This window comes from Thermoanaerobacterium sp. RBIITD (genome assembly GCF_900205865.1).
Lineage (GTDB): Bacteria > Bacillota > Thermoanaerobacteria > Thermoanaerobacterales > Thermoanaerobacteraceae > Thermoanaerobacterium.
In genome coordinates this window covers 1,854,772-1,880,107 of the sequence record NZ_LT906662.1, presented here as the reverse complement: position 1 = coordinate 1,880,107, position 25,336 = coordinate 1,854,772, and the positions used below count along the sequence as shown (strand labels likewise).

Genomic DNA, 25,336 nt, shown 5'->3' with positions numbered 1-25,336 from the left:
AATTATTTAGAGAAAATTTCGCTAAATTTCTTTTTGTCTTCTTCTCTGCTTTTATAAAGTTCTTGTATGTTGTAATCCAAAACTTTTAATTTTGATATTTCTTCTAATCCAGCAGGTGGTTTAACACCTTCTCTTAATGGGTTATATCCCATACTTGCTTCTAATGATTGTCCTTCCTTTGATAATATAAAATCCACAAATGCTTTAGCAGCATTTTCATTGCTTGTGCCTTTTATTATGCCGACAGGTTCAGTTATCGCTAGTACACCTTCTTTAGGGTATACCAAATTAATTAGAGAACCTTTTGCTTTTTCTCTTGCAGCCATAAAATCAACAACAACACCATATGGTTTTTCACCAGATGCAACTGCTTTAATAACTCCACCATTTCCTTGTGTAACTGATGCGCCATTAGACTTCAACTTTTTATAAAAGTCCCATCCAAAGTCCTTTTGCCTCACCAATACTCCAATATTATATGCAGCTGCACCAGAATATAATGGACTTGGCATGATAACTTGTCCTTTTGCAGCTGGATCTATTAATGATTTCCATGAATCTGGAGTAGTTTTAACTTTTTGCGTATTAATTGCAATGATTGTTGATATCAATTTTGTTCCATAATACATTTTGTCTTTATCAATAAATTGCTTAGGAATTTTCGTAGCTTCAGGAGAATCATATGATTGTAAAAGATCATTTTCTTTTAAAGTTTCAAATGTTACAGCATCTGCTAATAAAACTACATCTGCCATGACTTTGCCAGATTTCTTTTCAGCTAATATTTTACTCACAACTTCTTCTGTACCAGAACGAAAAACATTTACTTTGACATCTGGATATTTTTCATTAAAAGCCTTAACAAGACCTTGTGCATCTTGATCAGGTTGTGATGTATATAATGTTAGATTCCCGGAAATATTTGTTTGTGTTGGACTATTGCTTGATGTACTTGTATTTTTGCTATTTTGCTTACACGATGTAAAAACAATTAATGATATGGTTAATAAGAGCAAAACGACAAACTCTTTTTTTAATCTTTTCAAGACATATACCTCCAATCAAAATATTGTTTATTTTGTAATTATATATCTTGATTGTAAAGTATAAATTAAATTTGTGTAAAACTTACGTTAATTATAATGCCCCATCTGTCAAGACAGTTTTTTAAAATGCTTTTTGCTTTGTAGCACTTTTTTAAAAAATTTACTAAAAAAATGAGGCCTAAAGAACTAAACCTCTTTTAATTTTTTCACTCGGAGATATTTTCTCCTTCAAAAAATACATAAACTCAGAGTATATGTCCTCATCCTTTCTGAAAAAGACAATAACCCCCTAACCCTAACCCCGCCATTAAATGACAGGAAAGAGTTTTTTCGCGTGTCACACCACATCCTCGGCAATGTTTCATTGCATTCCGCAGTATGTTTCTTGTACTTTTTTTTGTGGATCATTTATTCAAATCTCTGTAGATTTTTTATGCCGTTTTTACCAGGCTTCTCATTTTTTCCTGCTGCTTTTCTTTTATCCTGCCAACTGCCATCGCAAGCATTATACATAATGCAATCCCACATCTTACTGTCATTTTCTTTTTACCTCTTATGTAATGCTTCTCGAATCCGAATGTTTCATCTATTCTGCTATTTACTCTTTCTACTGATGTACGCTTGTTATAGTACTTTTCCCATTTGTAACTGGCACGGTCTATTGGTGTGAATATTCTCCGGTCTACATCTAGCTTAATTCGGATTCCTTTTTTCGCAGAACACCTATCTATGTATTTACATTTTAATCCATACTGTTTTGCAGGGCATAGTTTTTTTAATGTCTTCCTATCTTCTTCAAAACCTCCTACTGCCATTTCTCTCTTTTCGCCTGTATCAAGGCAATAACAGTATACATTGCCTTTATAGTTATATACTACGTTCTCATGTCCTTCTAACGGCCTTGTCCCGTCAGAATCTTTCCATTGTTGCAGATATCTATTACAGGCTTTATTTTGTATTCATCCCATAGCTTTTTTATCAACTTTGTATCATCATAACCACGGTCTGCTTCCATCGTTTCACACGCTTCAAGTATTTCAGGTCTTTCTTCCGCTATTTTTTCAATCATCCTGTGTGCTTCTTTTACATCAGCTTGAGAAGCTTTTGTTACACTGAATGCCACCGGCAGTTCGTAGTTAGCATCCACTATTAGGTGCAGCTTATATCCAAACCATTTGACTATTTTCTCCCAAGCAGTTCCGTCTTCCCTGATTTCTCGATACTCCTTTTTGCCCCAGTCGGCATCTTTGTCCCTTCGTCCATCAGCTTCCCTATTTTTATTCTCTCTTTTCGCCAGTGATTTTATTGCCTTACTGTCTATAGCCAAATCCTTGCCAAAGTCCGGTAGAAGCCTTTTTAGCTCTTCTACAAGTTTTTCGAATATCTTGTTTATTCTTCCTCATGTTCATAAAGCTTTTTTAAAAATCTTGTGAATACCCATGCTGGTGGTACTATTTCCGTCTTCTTCTCACCTCTATATTTTTTTGTTTTTGCAGTGTGAAGTCCACACATAATCCTTAGTTGCCCATTCCGCGATAGCTCTCGTCTTAAGCTTTCCACGGATATATGTTGGTATACTACTCCTGCCAATATGGCATTCCACATTGCTCTCACGGGATAATCATCTCGACCGTTCTTGCGTTCTTTTTCAAGCTTTTCCATCAGTTCTTCATCGGGCATATACTCTATTACCAATCTTAATCTTTCCAGATCGCCTAAATTTTCAATTTTATTCCACACAAATAGTGTTTGTTGTGGTATAATAGCCATATGTGAAACCCTTTTGCTTTAGTGTTTATTTTTGTTTTCAACTACCATTTTACACTATAGAAAAGTGGGTTTCACACTTTTAGAGAAAATTTTTTGTTCCTGGGTGTAATTTTTACGTTTTTCATTCTTCATGCACTTCAAAGTTGCATTTCTTTACGTTTTTTTGGGGTTGTAAATTGCAATATTAAATGCAACACTTTTTAAATAATTGATAAAACCATAATTTTCTAACCATGTATGATATATCTGTTTGCCCTATAGGGAAAACAGCGGCCTTAATTTTGCATTTTGCCATGGTTGAACTATTTCATCGTAATCATTGTGCATAATTGATAACTTTGCTAACCTCATCTAAAAAACATTCCTCAGGTGTCTTGTATCTTAAGATCCTCCTTGGAAGTTGATTGCACCAATTTTGCACTAGTCTTATAGCCCACTCTGATAAGTCAGCTATCGTTTTTCCTTTAGGTATAAACCTCCTTATTAACCCATTATGACGCTCGTTTGTCACTCTCTCAAATGCAGAATATGGGTGACTAAAATATGCCTTGCTTTCACATTCCTTTAATATCTTACTCAATTCGGCAAATTCCGCGCCATTGTCTGCCGTTATACTCTTAAATATCTTTGAAAAATTCTCCTTATATTGTGCTTTGAGTTCATCAAATACCTTCTTGATTGATAAGCTGTCTTTTCCATCTATCACAAAAATATATTGTTAAACAGTAAGATATCACATCCTGAAAAATTGAGATTAAATAAGCTGACTTATCATAAAAAGTATAAAGATTAAACAATCACTAAACAGAGTTTTTACTTAAAAATTTACATTATACAATCTATAAGATCATATTATTCTAAATCATATACATATAGCTTTAAGTATATCCATTTTTGGGTTTTACGCTTTTTGGGTAAATGCCATCTTGAATGTACCTTCTCCCCCGGATTGAACCGGGAGAAAGTTGTTTATGGCACCAACCCTCTCCGAAGTGCTCAGGTTGCACCCCTGCATTTCCCTATCCCCTCCGGAGAAGAAGATACACTCATATATCCAATTATTCTGTAATATTTATATCACTTTGAGCTCTAAATACTAGCTCACCATTTATAGTTTTTTGACTTTCTTTAGCTCCTAATATCATTGACATTTCTGCAAGTAAATTAATTTTTCTTAAATATCCATTTGTGCTTGAATATATTAATTCAATTGCGTCATCAGTAAATATTGTTTCATTGCATCCTGCACATTTTAATCTGGATGTTATATATTCTTTTGTTTCATCTTTGTTTAAACCCTTAAATGAATAATTTAAAACTATTCGCTGCCTTAATGCTTCATGTGCTTGTCTATTCAACTGTATAATTAATTGTGTTTGTCCAGACAATATAAGTAATGCATAATTTTTTGTGTCCATGTCAAAATTAAATATAATGCGTAAATCATCAAGGATTGAGTTGCTTATGAACTGAGCCTCATCAACAATGATAACAGGAATTATGTTTTTTGAATGATAACTTAATATTACATCCTGTATCTGGCGAAACATATCACATTTTCTATGCTTCGGTATTAATCCTAAACCGTCAGATAAATACCTGTAAAAATCCATAACGGTAAGTGTTGATATTGGTATGTACACAACCTTGTACATATTAGGATTTAAAGAAGTTACAAAACATTTTAGTGTATATGACTTACCAGATCCAGGATCTCCTGTTATTAACCCAAATCCTTTTTTATCTTTTAAAAATTCTAATCTGCTCATTGCTTGTATATAATCCTGTGATTTGTAGTGATATTTTACATCACAGTCTTTAGAAAATGGATTAAATGTTAATCCATAATATACATTGAACATTGTTTTTCCTTCTTTCTTCATTTACAAAGAAAAGTCTATTTCTTTTCTTCTTATCTTAGAATTATCAATTTTATTTACTGGATGTATTGTTTGTAAGAGTTTACCGTCTTCGCTAAAAATATATGCTTTATCAAGTGATTTAGGGTAATATCGTATATTTGCATAATCCCCAATATATACTGCATTGGTACTTCAAATTTAATTTTTTCTATTGACACTGTGGCATCTTTAATTACACGCCTTTTAACTCTATAGAGAAATATGTTATCAAGTTCTTCCTTAGAATTTATGAATTTCATCGTGTCTGTATATTTAATGAATTTCTCTATGGGCTTCATATTTATTGATGAATGTACTTGATGATATATTCCTTCGATATATTTATTCAAGTTCTCATTCAATTCGTCTATGTAAGATATTTTCTGCCAATCAAATCCATACATCCATTGGTCTTTTAATGTCCTGAAAAACCTTTCAATTTTTCCTTTTTTATGTTAAGATTAACATAAGAAAGGTAAGATTAACCAATCTTATACATGATTATGAAAATTAATTAGTTTTACATAATGGATAAAGTTAAATTATTTTGCTTTTTATAGCGCTTTTTATATTGAAATAATTTGCTGTATAACACAGTTCTTCTAATGCATCTTATTAGTATATTTTTTGTACAAAATTATATTCCACTTTTTGTACAAGGATATATTGACTTTTACACTAAGGAGGTTATTATTATAAAAATGAAATACAAAATATTGTTATTATTTATTTTAATAACCTGTTTTTTGATATTACTTTTTTTTAAACAAATACAAGCCATTTCTCTAGTTATTTATGAAGGACATTCAATTAAAATTACTTCTTTACATTTTAATAATATTGGTAGACCATTAACTGTTGTAAATGCTATTGACAATAAAGGTAATAGGAATATTTATTTTATAAATCAAATTCATTTTTTTAATCCACATTTAGAATATACGGTTAACTCCAAAGATGGTATTTCAAGAGAAAAAGCAATATCAATTGTAAATAATAATAAGTTATGCGATGAGATTTTGAAAATAGAGTTGAAACACGAGACAACAGAAAATCCTAGAAAAGAATTAGTTTATTGGGAAGTATTGTAAAATAAACACAGCTCATATCCAATGATTGTTATTGATTTTTATAGGGGGAAATATAAAGTTATAAATAAAAATGGTAAAATAATAAAAAGTAATATGTAAAAATATGATTGTTTGCGTTAAAAAAGAGAATTAAGTTGAATTTTAACCCACGCTAAACCATTGTATGGACTAAATAAATTATCTTCTTGTAAAATTACTTTTAAACGCCATAGTAGCCTTATAGACATGCTTTATATAATTACCTTTTTTAAATTTAGAAAGCATTGTAGGACAAAGGGGAGGCATATTTTATAAATATCAATAAAGATCATTACTGCGACTTATTCAAGGATTGGTATTGTACTGAAATGCTGATATGAGATAATTACAACGGCAAAATAGTCGGATATCTTAATATTTCACGTATTGGGATTTCTAACATCAGTGAACAAAGTACTGTCCTGAATAATATAGCAGTTTATCTGCTTTGAAACAAAATTAAAAAGCCCAAAATCCTTTATTTTAAAGAAGTTTATAGCTTTTTTTATCTCTTTTTGCTGCAAAAGTCAGGATAAAACTGTACTTAAAAATTATATAAAAAAAGTCATCCTCCATCCAGAAGAAATAAAATGCTAATTCTATTCTTGGATAGGTGATGATTTCCGCTCTTTATTGGTAGCGGCGAACCGCTACCTTTTGCGCGCAAACTTTAGGAAAAAACAGGTTATATAAAAAAAGCATGTATAAGAAAGAAAATCATACATAAAATTTTAGTTATAATTCATGACAGTGATAACACATCTTTTCTTTATAAACCTTAAAAACGCCTAAAAATAGGCTTTTTTTATTTTTAAAACTGGAAATTGTTAGGTTTATTTCACGTCTAATTTTAAGTAATTTTATTTATTACGTTAGCAAAATGTTAGCAAGTTTCGTTAGCATGTTTGCGACTTGAAATAACCAATATATTTATTTAAGAAACACATTAGGAAACATCCAAAAAGCTATTAGAAACAAAACACACAAAATCAAAGAATAATACAAAAGATATTTCCAGTTTTTGCTTATAACTTGAGTATTTTTATGAAAAATTAATTCAAAAATGAATCCTGCAACAAAAGTTATTATCATTGTACCAATAAAAATTAATAAGTAGTGCAACTTTAAAAACCTCCATTTAAATACATATTAATACTCCGATATGTACATTTTACCGCACCTTTTACACTGTACTATACAATGCTGCACGCTATCGTCCTTAAAATAGTCTGCCTTAACAGGCTCTACAGCAAGTGTTACAAGTACATTTTCGCCACATGTACAGGGCTTAAAAGGTTCTATATAGTCATGTACAGTTTTTATTAAGTCTTGATAGGTTTTTACCATTTTTATTACCGCCTTTCTGAATGTTTGTTATTTTTGGTGTAAAATTCTTCCTTTATCCATATTTATATTTTAACTTATTTTTGTCTTTTTGTCTGTCTAGTTTTCTGGTAGCATTATAATATTTATCTTAAAATTGTCTTAACAGATGGGAGCATTACACATAATTTATATAATTTAACACAAAATAAAAATTTATTGAACTCGTGGATTTACTAGAGGGATATTAACTTTAAATACGTTCATTGAATTTGAGCAAACCGTAAATATTCTTAATATTTTAACTCCTGTAACATCAATTGTACATTGTTTAGCACCATCAGAAGTTGACATTTCAATGGTTTTTAATAGTTGACCATCGCCTTCAATCTTTAGAGCACACTTGTTGTAATTAGCATTATCCGGTATTCCAGTTGAAAATGTCAAAGTTGTATATTTACCATTTAAATTCCACCACAAATCACCTAGAACATCAGGCCATTCGGCATAACAACTATAACCGTGGTTGTATTCTACTCCTGCAATTGAGACTGGTTTTAATTTTAATAAAACAGTATTTGTTGAACCTATTTTAAATGGCTTTAAATCATCAACAAGGTCTATTCCTTCTGGAACTGTACCGACATACACAGTAGACGTAGTACCATCCCATTTTATTGGAACTCCTAATGCCTCGGATATGGCTCGTAATGGAACTAGCGTTCTCCCGTTTTCTACAAGAGGAGGAACATCTGTTGATATTGTATTTCCATTAACTACAATTTTTATACTGTTACTTTGAGCATAAGCAAAACCCATCACAAAGCCGAATGTTAAAAGTAAAATAACAAATATTATAATTGTTTTAGTTTTACTCATAAAATTTCCTCCTTATTTTTATTTATAATTTAAGTTTTTTAAAAAAATCGAAGTCATTAATTTTAAATTACCTTGTCTTATATGTTAACAGAATTTTCCTCCACTTTCATCAAATTGTTATAATGCTCCCATCTGTTAAAATAATTTTTAAAAAGAAAAATTGAATTTTCTTACATACTCATATAATTATCATTAAAGACAATATATTTGTTTCATATCTTAAAAATTTAACAAAGTTCAGCAAGAAGTCTCCATCTTTTATAAGGTGAAGACAAATTAAGACTTTTTCAACCTTCTGATTTTACAAATAGGTGGAGTTATGACAAATAGCAAACATACAATAGAATAGCAAGTCCTATGAGAAATACTACACTATGCCACATATAAATATTTTTAGGTATGACATCTAATGGCTCTTTTATATCTTTTTTATGTCGTAAAAAATTCAGTATAACAATATCAAATACAATCGCAGTGATAAATAATACAATGTCTATTGTTCCTATTAACGTACTACTGTCTAGCAAAAATTTTGTTGCTATAAAAATAAAAAATCCACTTGCAAGTATATTTAACACATACAAAAAGATTAATTTTGGTCTTATATTTTTTTGTTCTTTTATCATTTTGCTGGTCGATATCCTGCTGCCTGAGCTTCGGCTTCCGTCTTAAACCATGCTTCTGCTTTTGTTCTGTCATACCACGGATCTCCAGGCAAGTGATATATCTTCTCTCCTTTGCTGTTTATATTGCCTTTAATAAGTCCATGCCCATTCGCGTCAACGTACACTTTCTCAGTACTCGTATTGCCTGTACTATTATCATCTGTAGTATTGGTGGGATTAACGTTGAACGAAATTGTATTACCGTCTGTTGTTGCTACCACAGTGCCATTTAAGTCTGTTCTAAAAATTTTTATGCCTGCATTGTTAAGCCTGTCTAATACAGACTGATTAGGATGTCCGTAGTCATTGTTTTTTCCAACGCTTATTACTGCGTATTTAGGACTTACTGCTTTAAGGAAATCTGCTGTTGTTGACGTATCAGAACCATGATGGCCTACTTTAAGTACGTCTGCTTTTAAGTTGTATCCTTTATTAAGCATTTCTTGTTCTGATTCCTTTTCTGCATCACCTGTAAATAGGAAAGATACATTCTTGTATGTTAATTTAACAACTGCTGAATAATTGTTAAGATTGTCGTAACTGCTGCTGTTAGGCGCAAGAAATTTTGCTGTTATGTCACTGCCTAAATCTATATTGTTTCCTGCTTTTACATACACTGAATTAACGTTTTTATTTTTAAGTGCATTTAATAGGTTCTCAAAGGCGTTTGTATTAGTTGTTGTGTTAGGCATATAGAATGTATCTATAGTGAACGTATTGATAACGTCAGGCATACCGCCTATATGGTCGTCATGTGGATGTGTTGCAATAACTACATCAAGCTTACTTATGCCTTTGCTTTTTAAATAAGATACTACTGTACTGCCCATTTCAGGTACTCCTGCATCTATAAGCATGTTTTTGCCTGATGGCGTCTGTACAAGTATGCTGTCGCCTTGACCTACATCAATATAGCTTACTATTAGCTTACCTATAGGTGGTGCCTTATTTGAATTGATTGTTATTACTCCATTGCTGTAATTTACTTCATCTCCAAGTGCTTCGCCAACAAACCTTAAAGGTATATATGTATAGCCATTGATAATCTGTGCTTCTACTGCAAGAGCATGATTTTGTCCGTTGACTTTGCCTATTTTAGATCCTATTGTGAGCTGTACGGTTGTATTGTCACGTGTCCCTGTTACTGTTTGTGTGCTCTGATCCCAGTTTACTTTTGCGCCTAATGCTTCAAAAAATGCACGCATTGGAACTAACGTTGTTCCATTTTTGATGATTGGTTGTTGAGCGAATGTTACATTTTGACCGTTAATTATGATTGTGATATTATTTGCATAAATTTGTATTGGACCTGCAAAAGAAAGTAATAAAAGAACTGTTAAAAGAACTGACAGAAACTTTTTATACACTTTATACCCTCCCTTACCATATTTTCACAATAATATTATAACATATTTAATGTCCTTATTACGTCCTTAAATAAAAAATCGAGTTATTTACTATCCTGTCACATTACCGTACGTACCGTTCAATATACGGTTGTTCATTAAGACTTAATAATATGTTGCTTATTAGATATTTTGTCCTTTAACATATAAATAAAAGCATTTTTATCCATATATAAAACATCTTTTACACTTATTGTTATTATTTTTTTTGTACCATAACATTTTGGATATAAGGAACAACCTAGAAATATTTCATTGTCTTTTTTGGATTTTCTAAAAACCATATCCGACCCACAAATTGGACAATTAGAATAATAATTTTTCCAATAACTAATATGTATTTGTTTCCCTTGTTTCGTGACAAAATAATTATAAAGAATTGTTAGTCTATCAATTTTATCCTTATTATCTCTTTGTTGAATCATTAGTTTTGTTATATATTCTAAAGCTTGCTTATCTTGATTTTTAATAGCAAAATCAAGTAATTGATGTCTTTCTTTTTTATCTTCTACACATTCAATAATTTTTTGTTTTTTATCATTAATATTAAAGTCATCATATTTAATAAAACTAATATATTTTGAAGGTCCAATAGGCTCATTTACTTTGCAGGAATCGCATTTATAATAATAATGATCATCTGCTTTATTAATGCTCATAATTCCATCACATTGAGAACATTCTTTAGGCAAAATTATTGCAACTTTATATTTTTGTTCAAAATCTTCAGCAATTTTTTGTTTAAAAAGAAATAATTCCTTTCTTTTTCTTAGCATCGATCTTCTTTTTTCTTCTTTTATACTTATTTCTTCAAACTTTCTATCCTCATACGCATTGTATGCCCATTCTTTAAAATCAGTTTTATGTAGAATAATATCTTCTAAGTCCTTTTTGTCAAAATTATAAAAATCGAAATTACTATCACAAATATTTATTTGCAATACAGAAATACCCATATTAATAATTTTTTCTAGCTTATCATCATCTATAGGATGCGTTACATTGACTTCTATTAAAAGTGGTTTGCTTTGTTTTCCAGCATATATAGCAATATCAGGTATAATTCCTCCAAACCTTGTTTCTAGTTCTACTCTATTATAGTGCAAATACATTTCTTTTGCAAAATTATGTCCAGGCACATAAATTTTATTGTTTTTACTTAAAATTTCTTTTATGTACATGTGAATAGATGTTTCAAAAGCATATTTACATTCTTCTTTTACATGAGCAAAGTGATGCGATCTTATATTTCCTTTTTTAGCAAGTAAATCTTGTCCACAATAAGGACAAATGCAATTACATTCTTTCCCTTGTTTGACTTCGGAAATATGATAAATTTTATTATCATATTTTCCTAAACCAAAAGGTAATTTAATATTATCCATGATAAAGACTCCTAATTTTATAGCCTTTCTATTTTTTCTTTAATTATTCTTGAACGTTCTGCAAGAGCAGAAACTTCTATAATAGTAACTCTTATATCCAAATCATACTTGCAAAAATAATACCTTAATTGATATGGATTATTAGGTTATACTTTTGCAATATAACAATGACATATGTCACAGTATCAAATCCTTTCTTTTACTGAATTGTTAATATTAATACTTAATTCGCCATATTGCTTTAAAATTCCTTCTTGTTTAGATGAAATTTTTAGAAATTTTATATTTGGATATAAAAAAATACCTGCAATTTGCAGGCAGTATTTAATGTTATAATATATTTTTCTTATTTTTGTTTTTTGTCTGCTAGTTTTCGGGTATCATTATATTTTTACAGTATAGTAACAGCCATCCTTGTCATGATTACTGGTAAAATAACATTTATAATTTCTATTATATTTTAAATTACTACTCGTTACTAGATTTTAAATATATGTTCTAAGACCATTTTGACGTATAAAAATATCATTCTTTTCTTGTATTTTATTTAATAACTTTTCAGTCATGTTTTCACAATTATTTGCAGAACTTAATATGTCTTCGGAAAACTGATTCAAATATTCTGCAAAGATACTATTTTTTTTATTAAAATTATTTAGTTCATCATTCCAGTTGTCTTTTACTTTATTGTAAGCCAACTGACAGCCTATTAAACTACCATAAAAATCAATAATTTGTTCATCTGAATACTCTTTTTGACGTAAGTCAAGGCTTTTTTCTATTGGCTTTGGTTTTTTAATTTTATCTTCTCCATATAATTCACTACTTCCATGTATGTTTTTAACCACATCTATTAAATCGAGTAATCTAGATTTTATAATAGAAAATTTAATTCTATTATTTTTATGATAGTTAATATACTGCTTGTAATTAACAATTGCTTCACTCAAGAAGAGATATTCCGCATATTTTAAGCAATTAATATAACCATATTTTGCTACTATATTTTTTTCAATATCGTGATGAATTAATTCATGGTCAAGAATATAAGAAATACAATCGTATAGAGTAAAATCACAAAATTTATTATCTTTTACTATTTCTATACATTTATCGTAGAATTCTTTCACTTGTGGTAAGTAGACTCTTATTAAATTATCGTTATATGTTCCACATGAATTACCATTTTCATCTATTATTTCAAAATGAACAAAAGGATGATTTTCTTCGTATGAATCCAATATCTTTTCTCTGTTGATGTTATCCATTTTTAAAACATCTCCTTCTAAACAAGTTTATATTTTACTTTTACAACAAAATACATATGGGATAACATATTTTGTTTTGTCGTACCACGGATCCACGAAATGTGGTATATCTTACCCCTTTTACTGTTAATATTGCCCCTTGATTAACCCTCTGACATTAGAATCAACGTATATTTTACCCGGTTTTCCATAATAGCTTTATAGTAGACTCTGATTTGAATCACTGGCAGAAGTCTTTGACGAAGATGTACTTGATGTACTGCTGTTTCCACTGATGCCAGCCGTGTAACCTTCCGACCTGACATTGAACAAAATTATATATCGTCACTGGAAGCAATAACTGTTTCGTATTCATTCGTCATGTATACTACTACGTCATTATTCTTACTGACTGAAATTTACAATGTTCCCATCTATCAAGACAATTTTTTAAAAATCTAAGTTAATTTTTGAATTTCCTTTATTTATATAAATTTATACATAATGTAAATTAATATATTAAATGACAAATTATGCTTTCCAGCGACTAATTATATTCGGATATATTTCATATTCAGCAGCGATTTCATTAAGCGTTTTTTCTTCTCGCAATACCTCTAATACAATTTTTGTTTTTTGTTCTGGTGTAAAATTTCTTCTCTTATTCATAACTATATTCTAACTTATTTTTGACTTTTTGTCTGTCTAGTTTTCTGGTATCATTATAAATAAGAAAAAAGATATAAATATATACAATTGTTTGATTTTTTTTAGTTCAATCAATGCGATATAATATATATTGTTATATAAGAAAAAATTTATTAGATATGAGTATAATTAAAAAATCGTTCAAAGATTAAAAAGTTTCATCGAAAATTATATCCGAGTTGAACTAAATTAGAAGGCGGGAATCCAGAAATAGAAAACAAATTAAGATTATTAAATAAAGAAATATAAAAATCATTTTAGGCTGAAAAGTAAAAAGATTGATATTGTTCAAAACTTGTTGAAGCTGGTAAAAGTAGGGTTTTCTCCTTTAATGTTTAATGATGTTAATAATAAAATAATTCGATATAAAAGACAGGAAATCCTACATATCAGGTAAAAAATTTTTAAGTGATAAGAAAAAAGCATATCTTAAAAATAGCTTAAATCAAGGCTTTTAGGATATGCACAAGTCTGTAAAGAGGTGATACAAATGAGTGAGGAGCTTATACAAATAAGTCCAATAAACTTAGGTAGATATAATTATTATAAATTAGGGCAAACTACTTTAAGTCAACTAAAAAAAGCAAAAATAATTAATAAAATTAATAATAAAATCAAAGATAAAAAACCCGATGGTTTAATAGTTCTTCCTGGAGGAATAGTCAAAGCAGTTGTTGAATATAAAACTCCAGAAGAACTGTCAAGTGTCAAAAAAATACAAGATGCAATTCAACAAGAATTAGAAGTAGCCAAAGAATTATGTAAATTATTAATTGTAACAGATGGTTCAAAAACATTTTGGATAAATGCTTTAAATGGACAAGAAATTATTAATGAAAAAGGTAATAAAATATCTATTATTTTTAATGGACAAAAGATTTTTTCAGGAATGTTAATAGCAGAAGAAATAATTGATTTAGAAAATCTTATTGATAAAATAGACTATTCATTAACGGAAAATAGCAATGTTTTAAAAGAACCTGAGATAATTGATCCTACACCTTTGGCAAAAGAAGTGTGGCAAAAAATATGGATTAATACAGGAAAAGAGCCTGAAAAATGTTTATATAATGTAGTTGAAATTTTTGTATTTAAGTTTTTAAGCGATATAGGTGTTTTAAAAAATTATAATAATTTTGATAGTGTTTATCAAATAAAAGAACAACTTTCTGATGTTGAAGCATTAAAACATTATGCGAATAGTTGTAGAAAAGATATAAAAGAAATGTTTCCAAAAGGAGAAGATGGAACAACAATTATTAATGGGACTATATTTGTTAATGAAAATGGTGAACCCAATATATCCCAAGCTACTTTATTTGGACAAGTATTAGAAAGTTTTAAAAAATTTGAAGAAAAAAATGGTTCATTTAAATATGTAAGTAGAGAATTTAAAACAAGATTATATGAAACATTTTTAAGACAAAGTGCTGGAGTTAAAAGCTTGGGACAATATTTTACTCCAAGAAATGTTGTTCAAGCTATGGTTAAAATGTCAAATGCTTATTTACTTAAAGAAGGCTCTAAAATATGCGATCCTTTTTGTGGTGTTGGTGGCTTTATATTAGAAACAATTATGTTAAACAAAAATATTTGGAAAGAATTTGAACCTAAAAATCAAAAGATTCAACCTAAAATTACTTTAGTAGGTTATGATAAAGGAACTGATGAAAAAGATGATGAAAGAACTATAATACTTGCAAAAGCAAATATGTTAATATATTTTTCTGATTTATTATCGAAGTATCATTCAAAAGAACATTTAATGGAATTTGCAAATAATGCATTTAATAAAGTTTTTAAGTTGTTAAGGACTAATTTAGGAACGTTTGGATTAAAGCATGAAGAAGAATACGATTTGATATTAACAAATCCTCCATATGTTACAAATGGTAGTAGTAGTTTAAAAGAAATAATTCAAAAAGAAGGTTTAAGTGACTATTATACTGCAAATGGCAGAGGAACAGAATCATTAGCAATTGAATGGATAATAAAAAGTTTAAAAAAAGGTGGCGAAGCATTAGTTATAGTTCCAGATGGATTGTTAAATCAAGCAAATATGATTGATTATATAAAAAAGCATTGTGTTATTAAAGGAATAATATCCCTTCCTGTAAGAACATTTTATGCAACACCTAAAAAAACTTATATATTAATACTTGAAAAGAAACATGATAATAATGTTCAAACAGAGCCTGTTTTTCTATATCTTGTTAGTGAAATAGGGGAAACTCGTGATGCCAAAAGATTTCCTATTCAAGAAAATAATTTAATAGAGGCAGTAAAACTGTTTAATAGTTTTAAAGTAGGTTTAGAAATAACAAATAATTTAAGATGTAAAATTATGAATTTTGAAGAATTTGATAAATTGAAACATTGGATGATAGATAAATATTGGACAACAGAAGAAAGAGAACAACTTGGAATAGAAGAAGAAAAAAATGAAGTTTCAGAAGAAGATTTTTATAGTTTATTAGCAAGCATTAGAGATTTTTTAAATAATGAATTAAAAGGTGGTGTATTATAAAATATGAGTCACAAAGAAATATTCCTTTTAGATGAATTATTTGATTTTCCTGCTATAAAAGGAATTACAGAAGATTTTATATTAAATAATCCTGGCAACATACCTGTTTATGGTGGAAAAAAAACAGAAACACCTATTGGTTATGTAAGAGATAATTTACCTCAAGTTAAATATTTTGAAAACTGTTTAGCTTGGAATAGAGAAGGCTCTGTAGGTTATGTATTTTACCACAAACATAAATTCACAACAAATGATCATCATAGACCAATGATTTTAAAAGAAGAATATAGAGATGCTATAAACCTTGAATACATTAGAATTGTTATTGAAAAAGAATTATTAAATTTAGGGTTGTCATGGAGCAAAACTGCAAGTAAAGAAAAACTAAAAGAACTTGAAATTGAGATTTTTATAGATTTAGAAAAGCAAAATGAAATAGCTAATAAGTATAAAAAATTTCAAAAAATAAAGAAAAAAATAGAGGAATATAGTGAAAAATTAAAAAATATTTCTGTAAAAATCTTAAACAATTGCAAAATGATTACAATTAATTTATCCGATGTAACTCTTTTTTCTTTGTTTATAGGGAAAAGAATATTAAAGCAAGATTTAATAAAAAATAATAATAAAAAACTATTAGTTCCTATCTACAGTGCAAATGTATTTAAACCTTTTGGTTATACTAATAATACATTTATTGATGATTTTTCTACTCCTTCATTAATATGGGGAATAGATGGAATCTTTGATTGGAATTATATCCCTAAAAATCAACCTTTTTATCCAACAGATCATTGTGGTGTCTTAAAGGTTAAAAATAGTAATATAAACCCAGAATATCTTTTATATGCATTAAGGAGTAACAAAGACGATTATGGTTTTAATAGAACTTTTCGTGCTTCTTTGGCAAATATAAAAGAATATGTAACTGTAGAAATACCTATAAAAGAAAATGGAGAATTTGATATTGATAAACAGAATGAAATAGTTGAAAAATATAAAAAAATTGAAAATCTAAGAATAAAAACTTTAAAAATGTTAGAAGAATTAAAATATATTGAAATAGATATAGAAAGTTAGTTTTAAGAAAAATAAGAATAAAGGATATAGAAAAACCTGAGTTTAAAACCCTTGTATATATATAAGCAAATAAAAAAGGCACGATAGCTTTTGCCATCATGCCTATGAACGCACCTTAAAAACAAATTCACATACAAAAACAAGTCTTATAATATTTCTCTTGCATTTTTTATTCTCATCTCAAAGTCATTAACAGTCGGATCAATTTCATTGATAAGTTTGTCTAATAAACTTTGGTTTTTTATTTTTCGCTTATATTGTTTTGGCAATGTTTTAATGTATTTTTTTAATTGCAATAGAGAATAGAAAAAGTTTCTACTTTCTTCGCAACCGAAAATAAGTTCCTTTAAGTCATCCATGTCGATTTTTTCGTTTTCGCCAAAAACCTGTGCAATGTTTAGGTTCGTCCAAAGTGAGTATTCAGGAAAATATATGTCTGATAAAATTTCTTTAAAGTTTTGTATATCTAATTCATTGGCAAATTCGTCTATTTGTTCCATTATATATTCAATTCTTTCCTGAACATCTGAAACTGATAACATAGGAATTGAATTTTTCGCTACATACTCAGCTTCTTCCTTTATAGACTTTCCTTTTAAGAGTTCAGGTATTGAAATATCTATAGTTATTTCCATAGGCTCTTGAGGTGCATTTAAAAGTTCTTCATAAAGTTCTTTTGTATCATAGTCGAAGGACTCAAAGTTGCTTGGCATGTATGATACAAAGCCTCTGTCGAAGTATCCCTTTCTTCCTGCACGTCCTGCCATTTGTACAAATTCATTTTTTGTTATAGGTCCATCGTAGTATTTTGCAAGCTGTGCAAATACTACTGTTTCGGCAGGTAGATTAACACCTAATGCAAGTGCATCGGTACCAACCATAATATTCAAAATACCATTTCTGAAACCAGTCTCCATAAATAACTTTTCTTTTGGCAAAAGTGAACCGACATATATTCCCACACCTTTATAGCAAATTTCAGGAATATCAGAAACCGAAAAGATTTCTGCAAGTTTTTCTAATGTACGGACTTTTTCGGTTGCAATTCTGTTTCTGTTTTGCGCTATATCGTAGGCAATAGATTCAACACCACGCCTTGAAAAAACAAACACAAGTGCATTTTGCAGTTTGTCTAATATAACAGGTTTTTCGGTAAATACTAATGATGTTGCTCTTTCGTTTGTCACATACATTGAAAATTGTCTGTTAGAAAGTCTTTCAAGATATTTTTTGACAGTTTCAGGATGTCCAAAAGTTGCCGACATAACAAGTATCTTTGATGTCGGATTGCTGTTTGCAATTCCGTCTATATATGCTCTTGCTCTTTCAGGATCAGTAGATACATAATGAAATTCATCAATAACAACCTTAAGATTCGGACATTGAGCATATTTGTTCGTATATATTTCTTGAGTGCAGCATATAACAGGTGCTTCTATATTTTTCTTAAAATCACCTGTTTCTAACCCTACATTAATATTCATATTTTTTAATTCCATATATCTCTCGTTGCTTAACGCTTTAATCGGTGCAGTAAATATTATTTTGGTTTTTGGCTGCAAAATTTTCTCGTCTTTATCTATTAAACCTGCCCACATATATGCAACTTTCGTCTTACCTGAACCTGTAGGTGCTGATAATAATGCATTTTCTCCTTGTATTTTTTCTATTGCTTCTTTTTGCCAATTATATAACATAGTAAAATTCCTCCTTCAATTTCTTTTTATTATGAAAAAAGGTATAGGAACAAAGTCCTATACCACTTTTTGGCGTTTTTTCCAAAGCAAATAATCGTCAATGCCTTTTCCTAAACGCTCATCCCACGTCTTTGTATGCACCTCAAAACCTGCCTGTATAAGCTTTTTTTCAAGCCTTTCTTTAGCCTTTTGTACGTTCTTATTGCTTTTTAAGTCCATATCATATGCAATAAAGACACGTTTAGTATCAAGTTCTTTCAAAACTTGTTCAATGCCTTTTGTTGCGTCTACGCCTGCAACTGACACAAACGTAAAGCGACTTAAAAAATGTGCAATATCAGCTTTTAATGGGCCTTCAGTAACTAATACAGTTTTTGAAGGTACTCCATGTACGCCTATCCATGCATGTGCACCAGTTCCACTCGATTTTCCACGTGACGAAAACCACACATATTTTCGTTCATGGTCATCATCAAGACGTATCTGCATACCTTGAATACGTCCTTGAATGTCACGTACAGGTATGAAAAAGCCGTTGTCAGAGTAAAAATCCCAGTACGTTTGATTTTCTTTCTGGACTTGAAAGAAGCCTGGTATGCCATTGAGGTTTAATCCTTCTTGCAACAGTTCATTGCATATTCTTAAGCGTTCCTGAGGAATTGTTGGTATTGACTTGTATAGATTTCTGCCAATTTCTTCCCACGATAGTCCTCTGCGGATAAGGTTCTGTAAATGTTCGCCTTTAAGAGTTAACTTATCCAAAAATGCCCTATATACTTTGTCACGTTCATTAATGCTTGCAATAGGGCTTTGTGGCATTTTTTTAGTTTCAATTTTAGGTATTGTTTCAGGTATCATGTTCATAAGTTCTTTAAACGCTTCACTATTATTTATTCGATGTAGTCGTGCATAAAGTCCTATTGCAAATCCTTTTTCACCGCATCTCGTGCAGTGGTATGCATCTTTCTCTATGTTAAGCATAAGATGTCCGTGTTTTGGATTTTTTTCTGAATCGCCACAAAACGGACATCTTGCCATAAATTCCTCGTTTGATACTTGTCTTAAAATTACTATGCCTGATTTTTGAGCAACATTTAAAATTGACAGACGTGGATCTCTATAATCGCACATATTCAGCAACTCCTTTCTATATATTGAAATAGATAGCATTTTCACTGTCAAAGCCTTGATTATACTGCCATGACGGTATCAGAACAGGCTTACCTATAGAAAGGAGTTTTGATATTTGTTGAGGATCATCTTCCAGATAAACGTCAGCCTCAAGAATGTGTTTTGAGGCAGTGAAGTAAACTGCATGTTTGTTGTATATGCCTTGCTTTTCGATCCACTTCCTTGTAAGTTCTCTTAATCTTATGTTTCTGCTGGTTGCAAAAAACACATCTGCGCCAAGTCCATTAAAAACATCTAAAATTTTTGATGTATTTTTAATTTTTTTTGCTCTAATAAGTATGTCAAGACCTTCATAAGACGTCCAAAAATCCTCATTAAGTACAGGATTGGGATATTGAGAAATATTATATCCTGCCTTTAACAATTGTGTATTGATGTCAGCAAGCGTGTTGTCAATATCACAGCATATTAGTTTACCTTTAACGTTTGTTAAGAGACTTGTAAATTTTTGTAGATCCTTGACTTTTCCTGAAAAATACATTATATTTAACATAATTTCATCGTTCTCCTTTCATCTTTAATTAAAAAAAGTAGGGATAAAAACTTCCCTACTTTTTAAAGCTCAATTTTGAACAATTCTAATGCTTTATTACCATTTAGTTCTGCCATGTGTCTAAAATAGTAGTAACTCTTTTTGTTGTTTTTCTAAATTTGCATATTCTTTCATTATTTCTTTATATTTTTTGTGTGCCTTCTTATAATCTTTGTAAATTGTGTGCATTTTAAAGGCACATAAAATTTTTTGATATTGTGGTATTTCTTTAATTTTTTCTTGTATATAATCTAAATAAATTTCTGCTGTCACAAGTTCTTCGTATTTTTGTAACATCCTTTTACTTAATTCCATATCACGCAAATATATATTGCGTGACACTTCTTGTATCTTTCCTTCTGCAAGAAGTCTTTTTATTTCAATATTCCCTTTCCATGAAATTTCTGTCAAATCTTTTGTAGCAGAAGAAAAAGAAATATTTAAAGAAATATTTTTTGTTGAAATAATCAAATAATCTCCTTGACTTGGATACGGGATATCTATACTTTCATAATACCCATATCCTTCTAGATCGTCATACATAGGCATCATTTTATAAAAGTAGATGTCTATGTTGCCGACTATTTTAAAGTACTTTTTTTCCATAAAAAATCTCTCCTTTACTTAAAATAAAAATAAAGACAAGAATCGTTGAATTTTTGCCTTTCAGTCAGCGCACACGTACCTGTGCACCTCTCGCTTTGTTTTTGTTATCAAGTCCAATTTTCCTTCAGTCCACACATCAACACCGTCCAAAACTGTTACAATACTTAACTTATGTGGATTGTCAAAAGCTAATATACAGGCATTATTATAAGCATAGTCAAGAAGTGTAAACCTTTGGCGTGAATATCTCAAGTCCTTTATACGATCCTGACATGACATAATGGACTGAACAATGCTTTTTGGATTTTTTTGTCTTTGTTTGCACCTTAAAATAGAATGGGGCGAAAAACTTATTTTCAAAGTTTCGCCCCATAAAGTAATCAAATATTCGTATTTATTTAACTGAACCATCATTACCTCCTCCTTTTCCAATTTTATACACGGAATTTTTCGTGTACAGTACTGTTGCCCGTCCATTGTCATAGTAGTGATAGGTAAGGCTTTGAAGTTATCTTTGCCTTTTCCCCCACTCCAAACCGTACGTGAGACTTTCGCCTCATACGGCTTTCCAACGATTAGTCGCCTTTACGGGGACAGGCGTTAGTGTCGCCACTATTACCTGCTTGCAATAATTCTCTGAATTTATTGATTTTCACTTTCTGTCTATCCGTATAGTTGCTTGGAATTGGACTTCCATGTACAATATGATGGCATTGTTCGCACAACCATGCTAGGTTAGGCACCTTGTTTACCTTATCAGATTTTAGTTGTGGTTGGATATGATGACATTCCATGTTGCATTTTTCCAGCCATTTTCCGCATATCCTGCATTTGCCTTTATCACGATTATAGGCGTATTCTCTATTCATAAAATATTCAAAATTATATAGTTTATTATTTTTGTGGTGTATTAGAGTCTTTATATCGTATAGTGGCGGTCTATCCAAAGGTACTTTCTCTTTCTTTTTAAACTGCTTTAAATACAGGTTTCTGCCTTCTTCCGTATATGGCGTCATCTTTTGGTTGAACGGATATTTTGTCCACTGGCTATGAGTGATAAATGTTTTGGTGATGCCAATGTACTGGTCTTTAACTTTGACCGCAAATGTTTTGGTCTTGTAGCCTTGATGTCTCTGCGGTCTGTTTGCCAATTTTTCCAGTTCAACTTGATGTTCCATATACGTTTTAGGATAGAGCTTTTGGAAAGTTCGGAATGCACAGCGATATATTTTATTGTCGATATATTGATAAGTGTTGCTGCATATTCCTGTTTTCCAATATTCTGCCATGCCTATAATCATAGAGTTAACCTTCTCAATTTGGATGGCTCTGTCAAGCTCTTTAGGTACATCTTTCAATTTACGTATCTCCTTATTGATTATTTTGACCTGCTCTTTGACTTTCTTGAAGTCAGGTCTTGATTTACCTACGAGCTTGGTAGGATGTGGATTGTCCGGAGATGGCCGCTTATAGTCCGCCTGTATAAGGAAGCCTAAAAATTTGACATATTTTTGTGTCATATCCGTTATGATCGTCTTTTCTTCGGAAAGTTCAAGTTTAAGCTTATGCTTAAAGTATTTCCGGAGATACTTTAACAGTCTGTTGGCTTCTTTTTCAGTCGTTGTCATTATTATCCAATCGTCAGCGTATCTGACTAGGTACTTTGGTATTGTGCCCTGATTCTTAAGTCTTGCTCTATCATGGTTTAGTCTTTGATATTGTTGCTTTGGTTCCTGATACATTCTACCAATGGTCCAGTCAAAATTGTTTAGATATATATTCGCTAAGATTGGTGATATAATACCACCTTGTGGCGTTCCTAGTTCTGTTAGGTGTTTAAGGTCTGTTTCTATATAACCAGCCTTGAGCATTTGTTTAATTAGCATCAATATTCGTTTATCATGTATACCTATGCGATAGCATTTGTTTAATAATATGCGATGGTTGATGTTGTCAAAGCAACCTTTGATATCGCCTTCTATTGCATATTTAGGTACATCCTTTTTGGCCTTGTTGATGTTATTAATGATATCAGCTATTGCATGTTTGGTAGCACGATAAGGTCTAAAACCATAACTGTGAGGATAAAATTTTGCCTCACAAACAGGTTCTATGACTATGTGGATACATTCCTGAATTATTCTGTCTAACATGGTAGGAATACCCAGCGGTCTCTTCTTGCCATTCTTTTTAGGAATATATATCCTTCTGACTGGTTGTGGCTGGTAGTTTTTAGCTGTGTTTTGCACAAGTTCTATGAGTTCCTGATATGGCATTTGCAAGTAATAGTTTATGTTGTTTTTATCCACACCGGGAGTGCTAGAACCTTTGTTGGCTTTGATGTTGTGTATGGCTGTGACTATCGTTATAGGATTAAATGCCAATTCATAAAGTCCATGAAAGCTTCTTCCTTCTTTACTTTTAGCGTAAATTAAATCAAGCCTTTCTTTAAGCTGTCCTTCACTTGCAATCTTGTTGTTTATATGCATAAGGCAACACCTCCTTATGGTTCATTACCTATATTTCAAGGACTTTCAAGATTGCGGTGAGAATTATTTGCAAGAACTAACCGTCTGGTGTCCTTCGTTCAGTATCATTTGTGTTATGATACATCATTACTACTATGACACCTCCGACTTCCTACATGCTTCATCATGTCGCTACATTCCACATGTAGGCTCTCCTGCGTTCCAGCTCATCTATCCTTAAATGTGACCTTTAGGAGGGTACTTTACTCCGGGAAGCTCACACCAATGTTTGAGTTACAGTTATTCATTGGCTCTTACAGGCTATTTCATGCTTGTACTTGTATAATGAAGTATCAACATTATACAAAGCTTCCATCGTTTCCACGTTTCCATGGCACATTTTGTCGGAGCTTTAATCATACCTTTCTTGCGTCTCCATAGGTCACGGATGTCCGCACCATTATTATCCATGCCTTACATGATGTAAGGTTTAGGTTTTCAGGTTACGACTTTACCTGGCTTCTGACAATAGTGTGTAGCGACACACTGTTGCCAGCAGGAGTCTCAACACGCACACCGTTTCGGCTTTGATTTGCCTCATTAGCGTTAACTCTGTGTGGCAGAGGAATTTCACCTCTGATTTTGATGAGCTAGTTATCATGTCATTTCTGACATGTTGGCGTTTTTCTTACCTTATCAGGGCAAGATTATCGCGCAAACGCAGCGCACGATGCTATAAATGTACCTGACAGGACTTGTAGTCAGGACTTTACTATTATTTAGTTTGATTACTGCTGGATAACCTGGACAGGCATTTAATATTTCGCCTTGAAGTTCCTTGAAATTTCGTGACGTTGTAGTTTCTTGATTGATGACTGCTTCATACCAGTCATTTATATCGTCTGCAACATCAGAAAAAGACTTGACGAACGGATATTTAGTAGCGTACAAGTCGTGAGTATTATTATTTGAATCGTATTTTTCAAGCATTTCAGCAAACCTATATGCAGCTTTTTTGAAGTCTTGAAATGCTTGAAGTAAGTCTGAAGGCAGTTCGTGAATTTCTGTAACTGATATAATCTTTTCTTCAGCACCATTTTCAAGCCTTTTTTCGAAGTTTCTTAATTGTCCTTCCGACATTGTTTCCGTCCATTCTTTGTTACCTAAATAATAATTTACTCTATATTTCTTCATTTCAATTCCTCCTTTAAAAGTTCAGGATTTTCGTAAATATTGCCAATTATTTTAACGCCATCTATAAAAATCCATGAGAGATCGGCAAAATTATGTCTTATATCTTGGAATTTCCAACTGCCAACAGATTGATTCCATACAACTATCACTTCTAATACACAATCACGTTGGCATGACATAGGATTCCATATTTTGCAGCGCAATATATCTCCTTCAAAAACTTCCTTCCCATATTTGTCTTTAAAGCCTGTGTATTCCATTAATTCATAATCTTCTTCTGGATTACACCAATTTATATAATCTGCACTACAGCCATAGTTACACATAACACCAGTTGAACCTGTTGCAAATATTTTTCCGTCAAATCCAATCATATTAGGTTCATGTTGTCTATCGCCGTAATACATCTTTTTTTCTTTTTTACTCCACACTCTAAACTTTATCTCTCGCATTTTAATTCCTCCTTCACTCAATCATATCAATCAACTTCGTTTTATCATACAAGACAATCTCCCTAAAAATGTCCTCCTTACGGTCTCTTATAATGTCACTTAAAGGACCTTGTTCGTCAAAAAATGTGCATTGATAACGCCCTGGCTGTT

The 25,336-nt window shown here is 30.9% G+C and carries 22 protein-coding genes and 3 pseudogenes; 3 read left to right on the top strand and 22 right to left on the bottom strand.

Annotated elements, in window-relative coordinates; translation table 11 throughout:
- Positions 1 to 2: 2 nt before the first annotated feature.
- The 7 genes and pseudogenes from CPG45_RS09060 to CPG45_RS09040 all read right to left on the bottom strand — a co-directional run.
- Positions 3 to 1,046 carry an ABC transporter substrate-binding protein gene (locus tag CPG45_RS09060; protein ID WP_172856533.1) on the bottom strand — a complete coding sequence of 348 codons (1,044 nt, stop codon included), beginning with the start codon at positions 1,044 to 1,046 and terminating at the stop codon, positions 3 to 5.
- 431 nt (positions 1,047 to 1,477) lie between these two features.
- Positions 1,478 to 1,861 carry a transposase gene (locus tag CPG45_RS18485; RefSeq protein WP_231968676.1) on the bottom strand — a complete coding sequence of 128 codons (384 nt, stop codon included), beginning with the start codon at positions 1,859 to 1,861 and terminating at the stop codon, positions 1,478 to 1,480.
- Positions 1,862 to 1,938: 77 nt separating this feature from the next.
- Positions 1,939 to 2,373 carry a transposase gene (locus CPG45_RS18480; RefSeq protein ID WP_231968674.1) on the bottom strand — a complete coding sequence of 145 codons (435 nt, stop codon included), beginning with the start codon at positions 2,371 to 2,373 and terminating at the stop codon, positions 1,939 to 1,941.
- A 62-nt stretch (positions 2,374 to 2,435) separates the two neighbouring features.
- Positions 2,436 to 2,816, bottom strand: coding sequence for a transposase (locus CPG45_RS18475; RefSeq protein WP_231968673.1), 381 nt, complete (start codon positions 2,814 to 2,816; stop codon positions 2,436 to 2,438).
- Between the two features lie 316 nt (positions 2,817 to 3,132).
- Positions 3,133 to 3,534 (bottom strand): annotated as a pseudogene (locus tag CPG45_RS09050) (IS30 family transposase); the annotation flags it as partial.
- Positions 3,535 to 3,874: 340 nt separating this feature from the next.
- Positions 3,875 to 4,678, bottom strand: a complete 804-nt coding sequence (locus tag CPG45_RS09045) for an ExeA family protein (RefSeq protein WP_096231606.1) — start codon at positions 4,676 to 4,678, stop codon at positions 3,875 to 3,877.
- A 21-nt stretch (positions 4,679 to 4,699) separates the two neighbouring features.
- Positions 4,700 to 5,166 (bottom strand): annotated as a pseudogene (locus tag CPG45_RS09040) (Mu transposase C-terminal domain-containing protein); the annotation flags it as partial.
- A gap of 252 nt (positions 5,167 to 5,418) precedes the next feature.
- Here CPG45_RS09040 and CPG45_RS09035 point away from each other — a divergent pair.
- Positions 5,419 to 5,808: a hypothetical protein gene (locus tag CPG45_RS09035; RefSeq protein WP_231968671.1), complete on the top strand. Its 390-nt coding sequence runs from the start codon at positions 5,419 to 5,421 to the stop codon at positions 5,806 to 5,808.
- Between the two features lie 1,167 nt (positions 5,809 to 6,975).
- Here CPG45_RS09035 and CPG45_RS09025 read toward each other — a convergent pair.
- From CPG45_RS09025 to CPG45_RS08995, 7 genes and pseudogenes are all read right to left on the bottom strand, one after another.
- Positions 6,976 to 7,173, bottom strand: coding sequence for a hypothetical protein (locus CPG45_RS09025; protein WP_096231604.1), 198 nt, complete (start codon positions 7,171 to 7,173; stop codon positions 6,976 to 6,978).
- 192 nt (positions 7,174 to 7,365) lie between these two features.
- Positions 7,366 to 8,028, bottom strand: coding sequence for a stalk domain-containing protein (locus tag CPG45_RS09020; protein WP_096231603.1), 663 nt, complete (start codon positions 8,026 to 8,028; stop codon positions 7,366 to 7,368).
- Between the two features lie 317 nt (positions 8,029 to 8,345).
- Positions 8,346 to 8,654, bottom strand: a complete 309-nt coding sequence (locus tag CPG45_RS09015) for a hypothetical protein (RefSeq protein ID WP_096231602.1) — start codon at positions 8,652 to 8,654, stop codon at positions 8,346 to 8,348.
- Positions 8,651 to 10,060 carry a stalk domain-containing protein gene (locus CPG45_RS09010; protein ID WP_096231601.1) on the bottom strand — a complete coding sequence of 470 codons (1,410 nt, stop codon included), beginning with the start codon at positions 10,058 to 10,060 and terminating at the stop codon, positions 8,651 to 8,653. The genes CPG45_RS09015 and CPG45_RS09010 overlap by 4 nt, the downstream gene beginning before the upstream one ends.
- A gap of 137 nt (positions 10,061 to 10,197) precedes the next feature.
- Positions 10,198 to 11,484, bottom strand: a complete 1,287-nt coding sequence (locus CPG45_RS09005) for a topoisomerase DNA-binding C4 zinc finger domain-containing protein (protein ID WP_096231600.1) — start codon at positions 11,482 to 11,484, stop codon at positions 10,198 to 10,200.
- A gap of 485 nt (positions 11,485 to 11,969) precedes the next feature.
- A complete protein-coding gene (locus CPG45_RS09000; protein ID WP_096231599.1) occupies positions 11,970 to 12,752 on the bottom strand; it encodes a hypothetical protein in 783 nt (260 codons plus the stop codon).
- Between the two features lie 516 nt (positions 12,753 to 13,268).
- Positions 13,269 to 13,400: pseudogene (locus tag CPG45_RS08995) on the bottom strand (transposase); the annotation flags it as partial.
- A 529-nt stretch (positions 13,401 to 13,929) separates the two neighbouring features.
- Here CPG45_RS08995 and CPG45_RS08990 point away from each other — a divergent pair.
- Positions 13,930 to 15,966 carry an HsdM family class I SAM-dependent methyltransferase gene (locus tag CPG45_RS08990; RefSeq protein WP_096231597.1) on the top strand — a complete coding sequence of 679 codons (2,037 nt, stop codon included), beginning with the start codon at positions 13,930 to 13,932 and terminating at the stop codon, positions 15,964 to 15,966.
- A gap of 3 nt (positions 15,967 to 15,969) precedes the next feature.
- Complete coding sequence (locus CPG45_RS08985; protein ID WP_096231596.1) at positions 15,970 to 17,046, top strand: restriction endonuclease subunit S; 1,077 nt, start codon at positions 15,970 to 15,972, stop codon at positions 17,044 to 17,046.
- Between the two features lie 146 nt (positions 17,047 to 17,192).
- Here CPG45_RS08985 and CPG45_RS08980 read toward each other — a convergent pair whose 3' ends face one another.
- The 8 genes from CPG45_RS08980 to CPG45_RS08945 all read right to left on the bottom strand — a co-directional run bounded on the left by CPG45_RS08980 (position 17,193) and on the right by CPG45_RS08945 (position 25,186).
- A complete protein-coding gene (locus tag CPG45_RS08980; protein WP_096231595.1) occupies positions 17,193 to 18,743 on the bottom strand; it encodes a DEAD/DEAH box helicase in 1,551 nt (516 codons plus the stop codon).
- Positions 18,744 to 18,800: 57 nt separating this feature from the next.
- Positions 18,801 to 19,874 carry a DUF3854 domain-containing protein gene (locus CPG45_RS08975; RefSeq protein WP_172856531.1) on the bottom strand — a complete coding sequence of 358 codons (1,074 nt, stop codon included), beginning with the start codon at positions 19,872 to 19,874 and terminating at the stop codon, positions 18,801 to 18,803.
- Positions 19,875 to 19,890: 16 nt separating this feature from the next.
- The gene (locus CPG45_RS08970) at positions 19,891 to 20,427 is read right to left on the bottom strand and encodes a hypothetical protein (RefSeq protein WP_096231593.1); all 537 of its coding nucleotides are present in this window, start codon (positions 20,425 to 20,427) and stop codon (positions 19,891 to 19,893) included.
- A 120-nt stretch (positions 20,428 to 20,547) separates the two neighbouring features.
- Positions 20,548 to 21,072, bottom strand: a complete 525-nt coding sequence (locus CPG45_RS08965) for a hypothetical protein (protein ID WP_096231592.1) — start codon at positions 21,070 to 21,072, stop codon at positions 20,548 to 20,550.
- Positions 21,073 to 21,132: 60 nt separating this feature from the next.
- Positions 21,133 to 21,486 carry a hypothetical protein gene (locus CPG45_RS08960; protein ID WP_172856529.1) on the bottom strand — a complete coding sequence of 118 codons (354 nt, stop codon included), beginning with the start codon at positions 21,484 to 21,486 and terminating at the stop codon, positions 21,133 to 21,135.
- 161 nt (positions 21,487 to 21,647) lie between these two features.
- Positions 21,648 to 23,561: a group II intron reverse transcriptase/maturase gene (ltrA, locus tag CPG45_RS08955; RefSeq protein WP_096231590.1), complete on the bottom strand. Its 1,914-nt coding sequence runs from the start codon at positions 23,559 to 23,561 to the stop codon at positions 21,648 to 21,650.
- A gap of 675 nt (positions 23,562 to 24,236) precedes the next feature.
- Positions 24,237 to 24,734, bottom strand: a complete 498-nt coding sequence (locus tag CPG45_RS08950; RefSeq protein WP_096231589.1) for a hypothetical protein — start codon at positions 24,732 to 24,734, stop codon at positions 24,237 to 24,239.
- Positions 24,731 to 25,186, bottom strand: a complete 456-nt coding sequence (locus CPG45_RS08945) for a YopX family phage-derived protein (protein ID WP_096231588.1) — start codon at positions 25,184 to 25,186, stop codon at positions 24,731 to 24,733. The genes CPG45_RS08950 and CPG45_RS08945 overlap by 4 nt, the downstream gene beginning before the upstream one ends.
- Between the last annotated feature and the right edge of the window lie 150 nt (positions 25,187 to 25,336).